Source organism: Streptomyces sp. NPDC054975 (assembly GCF_053609105.1).
On sequence record NZ_JBSGWV010000001.1, the window covers coordinates 305512 to 317901 of the forward strand.

At 71.3% G+C, this 12390-nt stretch carries 11 protein-coding genes; 8 read left to right on the forward strand and 3 right to left on the reverse strand.

All coding sequences use genetic code 11. From position 1 onward, the window contains the following. The first annotated feature begins 340 nt into the window (after nucleotides 1-340). From katG to ACWF79_RS01495, 8 genes are all read left to right on the forward strand, one after another. Nucleotides 341-2545 (forward strand): catalase/peroxidase HPI, encoded by a 2205-nt coding sequence (katG, locus tag ACWF79_RS01460; RefSeq protein WP_453726163.1) that lies wholly within the window; start codon nucleotides 341-343, stop codon nucleotides 2543-2545. 168 nt (nucleotides 2546-2713) lie between these two features. After that, entirely contained in the window at nucleotides 2714-2884 is a 171-nt protein-coding gene (locus ACWF79_RS01465; protein WP_453726000.1) for a putative leader peptide, read from the forward strand. Nucleotides 2885-3086: 202 nt separating this feature from the next. Then, nucleotides 3087-4136 (forward strand): ABC transporter substrate-binding protein, encoded by a 1050-nt coding sequence (locus ACWF79_RS01470; protein WP_453726001.1) that lies wholly within the window; start codon nucleotides 3087-3089, stop codon nucleotides 4134-4136. Nucleotides 4137-4141: 5 nt separating this feature from the next. Beyond that, nucleotides 4142-4966, forward strand: coding sequence for an ABC transporter ATP-binding protein (locus ACWF79_RS01475; RefSeq protein ID WP_453726002.1), 825 nt, complete (start codon nucleotides 4142-4144; stop codon nucleotides 4964-4966). After that, nucleotides 4963-5892, forward strand: a complete 930-nt coding sequence (locus tag ACWF79_RS01480) for an ABC transporter permease (RefSeq protein ID WP_453726003.1) — start codon at nucleotides 4963-4965, stop codon at nucleotides 5890-5892. Before ACWF79_RS01475 ends, ACWF79_RS01480 begins: the two co-directional genes overlap by 4 nt. A 95-nt stretch (nucleotides 5893-5987) precedes the next feature. Next, a complete protein-coding gene (locus ACWF79_RS01485) occupies nucleotides 5988-7325 on the forward strand; it encodes an LLM class flavin-dependent oxidoreductase (RefSeq protein ID WP_453726004.1) in 1338 nt (445 codons plus the stop codon). Continuing rightward, a complete protein-coding gene (locus ACWF79_RS01490; RefSeq protein ID WP_453726005.1) occupies nucleotides 7322-8944 on the forward strand; it encodes an FAD-binding protein in 1623 nt (540 codons plus the stop codon). Before ACWF79_RS01485 ends, ACWF79_RS01490 begins: the two co-directional genes overlap by 4 nt. Further along, nucleotides 8941-9309 (forward strand): 4Fe-4S dicluster domain-containing protein, encoded by a 369-nt coding sequence (locus tag ACWF79_RS01495; protein ID WP_453726006.1) that lies wholly within the window; start codon nucleotides 8941-8943, stop codon nucleotides 9307-9309. The genes ACWF79_RS01490 and ACWF79_RS01495 overlap by 4 nt, the downstream gene beginning before the upstream one ends. Nucleotides 9310-9397: 88 nt before the next feature. Here the strand turns inward: ACWF79_RS01495 and ACWF79_RS01500 are convergent, their stop codons facing one another. The 3 genes from ACWF79_RS01500 to ssuE all read right to left on the reverse strand — a co-directional run bounded on the left by ACWF79_RS01500 (nucleotide 9398) and on the right by ssuE (nucleotide 12350). Then, nucleotides 9398-10300, reverse strand: coding sequence for a glutathione S-transferase C-terminal domain-containing protein (locus tag ACWF79_RS01500; RefSeq protein ID WP_453726007.1), 903 nt, complete (start codon nucleotides 10298-10300; stop codon nucleotides 9398-9400). Nucleotides 10301-10747: 447 nt separating this feature from the next. Then, the gene (locus tag ACWF79_RS01505; RefSeq protein WP_453726008.1) at nucleotides 10748-11719 is read right to left on the reverse strand and encodes a TauD/TfdA dioxygenase family protein; all 972 of its coding nucleotides are present in this window, start codon (nucleotides 11717-11719) and stop codon (nucleotides 10748-10750) included. Between the two features lie 73 nt (nucleotides 11720-11792). Then, nucleotides 11793-12350, reverse strand: a complete 558-nt coding sequence (ssuE, locus tag ACWF79_RS01510) for an NADPH-dependent FMN reductase (protein ID WP_453726009.1) — start codon at nucleotides 12348-12350, stop codon at nucleotides 11793-11795. Nucleotides 12351-12390: the final 40 nt, after the last annotated feature.

Genomic DNA, 12390 nt, shown 5'->3' on the forward strand with positions numbered 1-12390 from the left:
ACCGCAGTGCGCTCCCTGCGCTCCCTGCGCTCCGGACGGCTATCACGGCGGCGCGTGCGGGACACGGCTCGCGGTGCCTCCGTTCCTGACAGGTCCGTGAACCCCTTGTGGATCAGGGCCCGGATCGCTCGGGGGCGTAGCCGTGCCCCCTCCTGCCGAGTGGTTCAAGCGGTAGCCGCGTTCGACCACGGCGCGGCTGCACTCGTCCTCCGCTCCGAGATCGGAAGGCGCGCCGGAAAGTCCTTCCTTCTGATCATTCCTGAGGTTTGCGGGGCTCTGCGTGTTCTCACGGCCGCGCGGTCCGCCGTGCGCGAGCATGACGGACGCCGAAACCGTCACGATGAGCGGAAGAAGGACCCACGTGCCCGGCAGCGACAGCGAGAACCCGGCGATTCCCGCACCCACCCCCACCGAGACCCGGCCGAAATCCAACATGGACTGGTGGCCGAACCAGCTGGACCTGCAGGTCCTGCATCAGCATTCGCCCCTGTCCGATCCGATGGGCGGGGACTTCGACTACGCGAAGGAGTTCGCCGGCCTCGACGTCGACGCGCTGAAGCGGGACGTCTTCGCGGTGATGACGAACTCCCAGGAGTGGTGGCCGGCCGACTACGGCCACTACGGGCCGCTCTTCATCCGGATGAGCTGGCACGCCGCGGGGACGTACCGCATCGCGGACGGCCGGGGCGGCGGCGGCCAGGGCGCCCAGCGGTTCGCCCCGCTCAACAGCTGGCCGGACAACGCGAGCCTCGACAAGGCGCGCCGGCTGCTGTGGCCGGTCAAGCAGAAGTACGGGCGGAAGATCTCCTGGGCCGATCTGCTGGTCTTCGCGGGCAACTGCGCCATGGAGTCCATGGGGTTCAAGACCTTCGGGTTCGGCTTCGGGCGCCCCGACGTCTGGGAGCCGGAGGAGATCTTCTGGGGCCCGGAGGACACCTGGCTCGGGGACGAGCGCTACAGCGGTGACAGGGAGCTCACCGGCCCGTTCGGGGCCGTGCAGATGGGCCTGATCTACGTCAATCCGGAGGGCCCCAACGGCAACCCGGACCCGCTCGCCGCCGCCCGGGACATCCGGGAGACGTTCGGACGCATGGCGATGAACGACGAGGAGACCGTCGCCCTCATTGTCGGCGGCCACACCTTCGGCAAGTGTCACGGCGCGGTCGACCCGCAGTACATCGGTCCCGAGCCCGAAGCCGCCCCCGTCGAACAGCAGGGCCTCGGCTGGAAGAACGCGTACGGCAGCGGCAAGGGCGCCGACACCCTCACCAGCGGGCTGGAGGGCGCCTGGACCAACGAGCCCACCAAGTGGGACAACGGCTACCTGGAGAACCTGTTCGGGTACGAGTGGGAGCTGACGACCAGCCCTGCCGGAGCCCACCAGTGGACCCCCAAGGACGCGGCGGCGAAGGGCACCGTGCCCGACGCGCACGACCCGTCGAAGCGGCATGCGCCGATGATGCTCACGACGGACCTCTCGCTGCGTCTCGACCCGGTCTACGCGCCGATCGCCAAGCGCTTCCACGAGAACCCGGACGAGCTGGCGGACGCGTTCGCCAAGGCCTGGTACAAGCTGCTGCACCGCGACATGGGTCCTCTCTCGCGCTACCTCGGCCCGTGGATCCCCGAGCCGCAGCTCTGGCAGGACCCCGTCCCCGCCGTCGACCACGCGCTGGTCGGGGAGGCGGACGTCACCGCCCTCAAGGCCCGCGTCCTCGACTCGGGGCTGTCCCTCTCCCAGCTGGTCACCACCGCCTGGGCGTCCGCGGCGAGCTTCCGCGGCACCGACAAACGCGGCGGCGCGAACGGGGCGCGGATCCGGCTCGCCCCGCAGAGGGACTGGGAGGTCAACGACGCGCCGGAGGTGGCGCAGACGATCGACACCCTCGAAGGGATCCGCGCGGACTTCGAGGGTGCGGGCGGGGCGCGGATCTCGCTCGCGGACCTCATCGTGCTGGGCGGGTGCGCGGCCGTCGAGCGGGCCGCGAGGAACGCTGGGTACGACATCACGGTGCCGTTCGCGCCGGGCCGCACGGACGCCTCTCAGGAGCAGACGGACGTGGAGGCGTTCGCGGTGCTCGAACCCCGCGCGGACGGGTTCCGCAACTACCTCAGGGCCGGGGAGAAGCTGTCGCCCGAGACCCTTCTCCTCGACCGTGCCAACCTGTTGACGCTGACGGCGCCGGAGATGACGGTGCTCGTCGGGGGGATGCGGGTGCTGGACACCGGGTTCGGGCGGTCGCGGCACGGGGTCTTCACCGACCGGCCGGAGTCGCTGACCAACGACTTCTTCGTCCAGCTCCTCGACATGGGCACGGAGTGGAAGGCGTCGACGTCCGACGAGAACGTCTTCGAGGGACGCGACCGCGCGACGGGCGAGGTCCGGTGGACCGCCACCCCCGTCGACCTCGTCTTCGGTTCGCACTCGCAGCTGCGCGCGCTCGCGGAGGTGTACGCGTCGGCCGACGCAGGAGAAAAGTTCGCGCGTGACTTCGTGGCCGCGTGGGACAAGGTGATGAACCTCGACCGGTTCGACCTGCGCTGAACGAAGGAGCGGGGCCGGCCGGCGCGCCCGGCCCCGCTCTTCACGGGGGTCACGGTGAACGCCCTCCATGCGGCTACCGATCCCGACGATCGTTGCCCCGTCGGTGCACGCTGCCCAGCTGCCCGCGCCAGGTTGCGCCGCTCTTTGTGAACGACTCGCTTCTGGAGTATGGCAGTACACCCAGCATGTGAGACAGGTCCGTTTCCCGCGTTGACGCGGCTGATCGCCACTGCCAGCCTCGTCGGTGTGAGCCAGCCAGCGACCTTCACCGCGCGGTTGCACGTCGATCTTCGACGGCAAGCCAGCGCCCTCTGTGTGATCCGTTCCTGCGGCTGCTAGGCGACCCCTCGGCAGCCTCGCCCACTGCCGTCCGACTCTCCCCCGCACCACGCGCGAAGGAATCCGCGCGCTCGCGGACGCTGGACGTTCTCACCCGCGCTGCCGTCGGCTCCCGTGCGAGCAGGCCCGTTCGTCCTCGCCGCAGTCCGCGGGAACCACCTCTCCGCGCCACCCGTCCGTCCCCTCTGAACAGGACATCCTCATGAGTACTTCGCCGCTGGCGAACCGTCGCCAGATCCTCGCACTGATCGGCCTCTCGGCGGTTGCCGTCGGCTGCGGCACCGCCGTGGGCGGCGGCTCCGCCGGCAAGGGCGGTACGAAGACGCTGCGGTACCAGGGGTGGGCCGGCCAGGTGCTTCCCGCGGAACTCGCCGCGGATCTGGGGTATTTGGACGACGTGAAGCTGGAGTGGGTCGGCAACACGATCAGCGGCCCGCAGGACATCCAGTCGGCGGCCACCGGCCAGACCGACTTCGGCGGTGCCTTCAACGGCGCCGTGGTCAAACTCGCCGCGGGCGGCGCCCCGATCAAGGCCGTCATCAGCTACTACGGCTCCGATCAGCACGCGTTCAGCGGCTACTACGTCCTCGCCGCCAGCCCGATCCGCTCCGCCCGCGACCTCGTCGGCAGGAAGGTCGGCATGAACACCCTGGGCGCGCACTCCGAGGCCATGCTCGACATCTACCTCCAGCGCGGCGGGCTGTCGTCGGCGGACGCGGACAAGGTCGAGCCCCTCGTCGTGCCTCCGGTCAACACCGAGCAGTCCCTGCGCCAGAAACAGATCGACGTCGCCGTGCTGGGCGGGGTCCTCCGGGACAAGGCGCTGGCGAAGGGCGGGATCCGGTCGCTCTTCACCGACCACCAGCTTCTCGGGGACTTCAGCGCGGGGACGTACGTCATGACGGAACGGTTCATCCGCCAGAACCCGGACACCGTGCGCACGTTCGTCACCGGCGTCGCGCGTGCCCTCGACTGGACGCGCACCACCCCGCGTGAGGAGGTGGTCGCCCGCATGACGGACATCGTGAAGAAGCGGAAGCGGAACGAGGACGTCGACACGCTGCGCTACTGGAAGTCGTACGGCGTGAGCGAGCCCGGCGGACGCATCACGGGCGCCGAACTCAAGCTCTGGCTCGACTGGTTGACCGAGCGGGGCGACATACCGAACGGCAAGGTCCGGCTCGAAGCCCTCTACACCAACGAGTTCAACGCCGCCGTGGCGTCCCCCGCCGCGACGCCGAGCGGGAGGTGAAGCGCGTGGGTCACACCGCGAAGATCGTGTTCGACGGCGTACGCAAGGAGTTCGCTCTCCCGAAGAGAGCGGACGGACGGTCCGTGGTCACCGCGCTCGACGGGATCGACCTGTCCGTCGGCGCCGGCGAGTTCCTCGTCGTCGTAGGTCCCAGCGGCTGCGGCAAGTCGACCCTCCTCGACCTGCTCGGCGGCCTGGTACGGCCCACTGCCGGTCGGATACTCCTCGACGGTGCGCCGGTCACCGGACCGGGTGTCGACCGGAGCATCGTCTTCCAGCAGTACGCGCTCCTCCCGTGGCGCACCGCGCTGGGCAACGTGGAGTTCGGACTGGAGGCCGTCGGCACACCTCGGCGCCAACGGGCCGCGCGAGCCAGGGAGTTCCTCGACCTGGTCGGCCTGAGCGGGTTCGAGGGACACCATCCGCACGAGCTGTCCGGCGGCATGCGTCAGCGGGTCGCCATCGCCCGCAGCCTGGCCTACGACCCGGACGTGCTGCTGATGGACGAGCCGTTCGCGGCGCTGGACGCCCAGACGAGGGAGTCCCTCCAGGACGAGCTGCTGCGCATCTGGCGGCGCACGGGAAAGACGGTCGTCTTCATCACGCATGGCATCGACGAGGCCGTCCGCCTGGGACAGCGCGTGGCCGTGATGACGTCACGCCCCGGCCGGATCAAGGAGGTCGTGCCGATCGAACTTCCGGAGCCGACGGGCGAGGACGATCCGCGCTCCAGCCCGGAGTTCGCGCGGTTCCGGCATCGGATCTGGTCCCTGCTGCGCGACGAGGTGTCCAGAGCCCAGCAGGAGGAGAGGGAAGGAGTCGCCCCGTGAGTTCCGTGACATCCACGAGTTCGGTCACCGAGGCCGAAGCCCGTCTCCCGCTGAGCGATCGGGCCGCTCCCGACGCGCACCCGGTAGCCCAAGCCCAGGGACCCGTCGCTCCCTCGGTCGCGCCGCGCCGCCGGCGCCTCGCGTGGTCGGCCCGCGCCTTCGCGTACGGACTGCTCAAGGCGGGCACCAAGTCGGTCGCCGTCCTCGCACTGCTGCTGCTCTGGGAGTCCGCACCCCGACTGGCCCTGGTCGACCGGACGTTCCTGCCACCGTTCAGCGAGGTGGCACAGGCGTGGTGGCAGCTCGCGGCCGACGGTCAGCTCGCCGACAACGCGCGGGCCAGCCTCACCCGTTCGTTCACCGGGTTCGGGATCGCGGTGGCACTGGCCGTACCCCTCGGCCTGCTGATCGGCTGGTATCGGCGGGTGGCGGACCTCCTGGGCCCGCTCCTCGAGGTCTTCCGGAACACCGCCGCCCTCGCGCTCCTGCCGGTGTTCGTGCTGCTGCTCGGCATCGGCGAGACGTCCAAGATCTCGATCATCGTGTACGCCTGCACCTGGCCGGTGCTGCTCAGCACGATCAGCGCCGTGCGGTCCGTGGATCCGACGCTCCTGCGCCTGGCCCGCTCCTTGGACCTTCCCGCCCTACGCCTGTTCCAGAAGGTGATCCTGCCGGCATCCGTGCCCGCCGTGTTCACCGGCGTCCGGCTCGCGGGGGCCGTCTCCATCCTGGTACTGGTCGCGGCCGAGATGATCGGCGCCAAGGCGGGCCTCGGCCATCTGATCAACGCCTCTCAGTACAACTTCGCCATCCCGCAGATGTACGCCGGGATCATCACGATCTCCGCGGTGGGTGTGGCCTTCAACCAGCTCCTCGTGGCGCTGGAACGGCGCCTCAGCTCCTGGCGGCCCGCCACGGACGGCTGACCCGCCCGGGCCGTTCCTCCCCGCACGTCACCTCGCCGGCCGTTCCGTCCACCGGCCGCCCTTCACGTACCCGCCCTCCTCATCAAGGACTCGCCATGCCCGCCGCACCGCCCCGCCACTTGCACCTGAACGCCTTCCTCATGAACGCCGGCCATCACGATGCCGCCTGGCGGCACCCGCTGACCAGTCCCGAGCGCGTCATCGACGTGACGTACTTCCAGGAGCTGGCCCGTACGGCCGAGCGCGGGCTGCTCGACTCGGTGTTCCTCGCCGACGGTCTCGCTCTGTGGGGCAACGCCCGGTACAACGCGCTCGGCGGCTTCGAACCTCTCACGCTGCTCTCGGCGCTGGCCACCGCCACCGAGCGCATCGGACTCATCGCCACCGTCTCCACCACGTTCCACGAGCCGTTCACCGTGGCCCGCGCGTTCGCGTCACTCGACCATCTCAGCGGAGGCCGTGCCGGCTGGAACATCGTGACGTCCGGGACCGTCGACGAGGCCCGGAACTTCGGCCGCGACGAGCACCTGGAGCACGGCCTGCGCTACGAGCGGGCGCGGGAGTTCGTCGACGTGGCCGTGAAGCTGTGGGACAGCTGGCAGGACGACGCGATCGTGCTCGACCGCGCGGGCGGCGTCTACGCGGACACCGACAAGGTCCGGCCCGTCGACCACCGGGGGACGCACTTCAGGGTGCGCGGTCCGCTGAACGTGCCCCGCTCGCCGCAGGGCAGACCGCTGCTGGTGCAGGCCGGGTCGTCGGAGGACGGAAGGAAGTTCGCAGCACGGTACGCAGAGGCCGTGTTCACCGCGCAGCAGACCCTGTCCGACGCGCAGGCGTTCGCCAAGGACCTCAGGGCGCGCATCGTACGCCAGGGGCGTTCGGAGGGGGACGTGAGGATCCTGCCCGGCATCTGCCCCGTGATCGGCTCGACGGAGGAGGAGGCCCGCGCCTTGGAGCAGGAACTGACCGATCTCCAGGTCCCCGAGTACGGGCTTGCTCAGCTCTCCGGCATGCTCGGCACCGACCTCACCGGCCTGCCGCTGGACGGGCCGCTGCCCGACCTGCCCGACGAGCGGGACATCAACGGCAACAAGAGCCGCTTTACGCTCGTCGCCGAGCTGGCACGGCGCGACGGGCTCACCTTGCGCCGGCTGATCGCCCGGCTCGGCGGTGGACGCGGTCACCGCGTGGTCGCGGGCACGCCCGAGCAGATCGCCGCCGAGATCGAGGAGTGGTTCACCGAGGGGGCGGCGGATGGCTTCAACATCATGCCGCCCTATCTGCCGGGCGGGCTCGACCACTTCGTCGATCAGGTCGTCCCGATCCTCCAGGCCCGCGGCCTGTTCCGCACCGAGTACACCGGCCGGACGCTCCGTGAGCACTATGGGCTACCGAGGCCCGCCGGCGCGCCCGTGGGAGCGCCGGCATGACCGGACGTGGAGGCGGTCCTCTCCGCCATGACGTCACCGACCTGACCACCGATGTCCTGGTCGTGGGCGGCGGCCCGGCCGCCACGTGGGCGGCGCTGCGGGCCGCGCAGGCCGGAGCCGATGTCGTCCTCGCCGACAAGGGGTACTGCGGCACCAGCGGCGCGACCGCGGCCGGCGGCACCGGGGTCTGGTACGTCCCGCCCGAGCCCGCCGCCCGGGAGGCGGCGATGGCGAGCCGGCAGGCACTGGGCGGGCACCTGGCCGAGCGGCACTGGAAGGAGCGCGTCCTCGACGAGACGTACGCGGCCATGAACGAGCTGGCCGACGAGGGGCGCTACCCCTTCCCCACCGCGCCCGACGGCACGCCGCTGCGCAACGGGCTCCAAGGGCCGGAGTACATGCGGCGCATGCGAATCCGGATCCGGAAGGCCGGGATACGCATCCTGGACCACAGCCCGGTGACAGAGCTGTTCACCGACACCTCCGGCGCCGTCTCCGGGGCCCAGGGGCTGCGGCGCCAGGAGGGCGGGAAGCCGTACCGGGTCCAGGCCGGGGCCGTGGTCCTGGCCACCGGCGGGTGCGCCTTCCTCAGCGGGGCAATCGGCTGCAACGTGAACACCGGTGACGGGGCCCTGCTCGCCGCGGAGACGGGCGCCGAGCTGTCGGGGATGGAGTTCTCCAACGCGTACGGCATCGCTCCGGAGGGCACGTCCGTCACCAAGAACGCCTTCTACGCCTTCGCGACCTTCTACGACGCGGACCGACGGCTCCTGGAGGGAGCGTCGGTCACCTCCCGTTCGGTGATCGCCCGTGCGCTCCTCGACGGCAGGGTCTTCGCGCGGCTCGACCGTGCCGATGCCGGCGCCCGGCGCTCCATGCGGCTCGCGCAGCCGAACTTCTTCCTCCCCTTCGACCGGCTCGGCATCGACCCGTTCACCGAGCTGTTCGCGATCACCCTGCTCGCGGAGGGCACCGTGCGCGGCACCGGCGGCATCCGGCTCACGGGCGACGACTGCGCCACGACCGTGCCCGGCCTGTACGCGGCGGGGGACGCAGCGACGCGCGAGCCGATCTGCGGCGGCTTCACCGGCGGTGGCAGCCACAACGCGGCCTGGGCGATCTCCTCCGGCATCTGGGCGGGTACCGGCGCCGCCCGCCACGCCTTGTCGCTCGGCGGACGGACCGGCACGCGCGAGATGCGGCCGGCCGGCGGGGCGGGGCTGCGGCCGACCTCCGCGCGCGGCCCGGCGGACGGATTCCGGGACGTCATCTCCGCCGTACAAGGCGAAGTGCTGCCGTACGAGAAGAACTACTTCCGCACCGGCGACGGACTCACCAGCTCACTGGCGGCGCTCGACGCCGTGTGGGCCGAGGTCCGGGCCACTCTGCACGGGAGCGGGCGCGACTTGCTCAAGGCCCGCGAGGCGGCGGCGATGACCGCGCACGCCCGCTGGATGTACACCGCGGCCCTGGCCCGCACCGAGACCCGCGGGATGGCGAAGCGGCTCGACCATCCCGAGCTGGACCCGGCGCAGCGCCACCGCGTGGTGACGGGCGGCGTGGACCGCGTGTGGACCCGGCACGACCCCGTACCCCCGTTCCAGGAGGTGACCCGATGATCGAACTGGTCTCCGCCGACCGCTGCATCACCTGCGACAAGTGCATCGCGGTCTGCCCGACAGACGTGTTCGACCGGGGCGCCGACGGCGTCCCGGTCATCGCCCGGCAGTCCGACTGCCAGACCTGTTTCCAGTGCGAGGCCAACTGCCCCGTGGACGCCCTGTACGTGGCCCCGCAGGCCCTGCCGCTGCCCGGCGAAGCCGACGTCCGCGACGAGCACCGCCTCGTAGATGCCGGTCTGCTCGGCAGCTACCGCCGGGACATCGGCTGGGGCCGCGGCCGCACCCCCGGCGCCCGCCTCGCAGTCGGCCCGCCCCTCGCCGCCCCGGGCAACGAAGGCGCTGCCCTGCCCATCACCTCCTGAAGGGCTACGGGTGGTCGGGGACGTACGTGTAGGGGGGTGACGACACGTTCGTCACCCCCACTGGCGTTTCCGGGCTGCGGCCGCGTTCTCAGCGACCGGAGCGCTCTTCGAGTGGTTCGAGGCGCTCGACGGCCCGTCGGCCCGCTCCCTGGGCCCGTCCCGCCTCCCAGTCCACGATCCGGATCGCCGCGCCGGCGGCCTCCTGGCCGCGGCAGTGGAGGTGGTGCCGCAGCACGATCGCGTCCAGGTCGAGGTGGGCGCCGAAGGCGTGGTGCCGCGCGAGGCGGCGCGCGTAGGCCCACACGTGAGGGTGGTCGGTGATGCGGTGGACCGCGGCGGCGTCCAGGTGCCAGCGGTGCACCGTGTCCAGTTGCACGAGTGTCACCCACACCTGCACGTCCGCGAGGGTGAGGCCGTCACCGAGTACGTGATCGTGGCGGGACAGACGGCGCTCGAGCACGTCCAGGCCGTGCAGCAGGGTCCGTAGCGCCTCCCCCCGTGCTCCCGCGTCCGTGTCGACTCGGCCGGCGCGCTGCGCGGCGCCGTTGATCCCCTGTCGGCAGAGTCGGCCGATGGCCGCGATCTCGTCGTCGACCGCGTGGGGATGCAGATCGAGCCCGTGGCCTGCGAACCTCCGGGCCAGGTCGCTGAGGATGTCGGCGGCACGGGTACTGACGATCCGTCCGGTCCAGTCGTCGCTGAGCACCGGCGCCGCCGCCGGGCCGGGATGCCGGTGCGCGCTCGCGTCGTACAGCGGACGCAGCGCCAGGTGTCCGCCGTCGCGTGCGTCGGGCACGGCCGGCAGCAGCACGACGGGAAGGGTGTCGTCGAGGCCGATCAGGCTGTGCGTGACGGCGATCTGGAGACAGTTCGGACAGGACAACGCGAGGTGAAGCCGGTACCGGTGCGGTTGGGCGGGGTAGCCGCTGCGGGCGTCTTCGCCGATCCTGCCTCGGAAGGGCGGCACGACGGTCGGGTACGGGGCGGGCATGCGTCTCCCTTGAGGTGGTCGCGCTGGGGACGGACGGCGGTGGAGCGCGCCGGCGTCGGCGTGTGCTCTCCGCGAGGGATGGGGAGTTCCGGTGCGGCTCTGACTCCGGCCGAAGAATGCAGCGACTCCGACGTGGAGTTCAGGCTCCGCCGGTCGAAGGGGATTGCGCACCCCGGCCGCGCTGCGAATCGGCCGCGCTGCACACGCGCAGCAGGTCGATGTGACGCCGGGATGTCAGCAGGGTCAGCGACCGGAGTGCAAGCGCCCGCGGCAGGGTTCGGAACCGAGCAGCCCATGATTTCCCACCTTGTCACTAGGAATCTCATTCCGCAGTGTCGGGGCGTTCCGCAACCACGTCAAGAGCGCACCGCACAGGCACGTTTCCACGCAGGCGACCGCCCGGCGCGGCCCTCGGATCGGGTACGCGCCGGGCGGTCGCGGTAGGGGTCAGACCTCCACGAGTGCGCCGTCGGTGGATGCGCCGGAGGCGATGCCGTAGGCCGGCTCGGGCACCGTCTCCGGAGACAGCAGAACCGAGGGTCGGCCGTCCACGCCGATCGGGACGTCTCCGTCGACGGTGACGCGGCGCAGGGTCCGCTCGTGGTCGTCGGAGTCGTCCGCGCCGTAGTGCTGCGTGGCGCGGTTGTCCCAGATGGAGACGTCGCCCGCGCGCCATTGCCAGCGCACCGTGTTCTCCGGGCGCTCCACGTGGGACTGGAGCACACCGGTCAACGCACGGGAGTCCGGGCCGTTGAAACCGGTGAGCCGCTGGAGGAAGTTGCCGAGGACCAGGGCGCGTTCACCGGTTTCGGGGTGGACGCGCACGACGGGGTGCTCGGTGCGGAACGTGGTCGAGGTGAACACCTGACGGTGCTGTTCCAGCGCCTCGGACGGGGCGTCGGGGCGTACCGCCGCGTAGTCGTAGTCGTTGGTGTGGACGCCGCGCAGGCTGTCGGCCAGCACCCGCAGGGGCTTGGGCAGCTCGGCGTACGCGGCGGCGGTGTTGGCCCACAGGGTGTTGCCCCCGTAGGGCGGCACGACCTCCGCACGCAGGATGGAGAAGGCCGGATAGGCGGGGACGAAGGTGACGTCCGTGTGCCACTGGTTGGCGCGGCCGCCGTGGTCGTTGTCGATGCCGAGGGCGTAACGGCCGTCCACGGACGGCACGGTGGGATGCGCGACCGGGGTCCCGAGGAGGCGGGCGAACGCCTCGTGGCTCTCTGTGTCCAGGTGGTTCTGGTCACGGAAGAAGACCACCTTGTGGTCGAGGATCGCGCGGCGGATCGCGGCCACGGTCGCCTCGTCGAGGTGGCCGCCGAGGCGGACTCCGGATATCACGGCACCGATACGGCCGCCGACCTTCGCGACGGTGATTCCGGCGCTCTGCGGGACGGAGGGAGCGGGGGCGGTGGAGGTCATGGACGGGGTCCTGCCTTTCAAGCGGGGTCGGAAGAGGGTGAAGAGGGTGAGGAGGAACGCGGGGCCGGCGTGCTCAGCCGACGGCGGCCAGCAGGGCCGTACGCCCGCCGAGGGCGGCGGAGAACTGGTCCGTGACATGGGCGAGCCCCTCGGCCGGGCCCGGCGCGACGGTCAGGATGCCGTCGTCCCCCACGTGGAGGTCCTTGTCGAGCGTGAACCAGCCCTGGACGATGTGCGCGGCGCCCATGGAGCTCAGCACCGGGCGCAGCGCGTAGTCGATGGCCAGCACGTGGGCCGTGCTGCCGCCCGTGGCCAGCGGCAGCAACGTCTTGCCGGTCAGGGCGTACTGCGGGAGCACGTCGAGCAGTGACTTGAGCAGGCCCGAGTAGGCGGCTTTGTAGACGGGTGTGCCGATCACGATGCCGTCCGCGCGTGCGAAGAGCGCGGCGGCCTCGGCGATCGCCGGGTGGCGCACGTCGGCGCCGAGCAGGGCCTCGGCGGGCAGAGTACGGACGTCCAGCGGGATCACCTCGTGCCCCTCGGCGGCGAGACGGCGGTCCAGGTGGCGCAGGAGGCATGCGGTGCGGGAGGTGGCGGAGGGACTTCCGGAGACGGACAGGACGGTGGCCATGGGCGGACCTTTCAGTGCCGGGCGGGGATTTCGGAAGGCG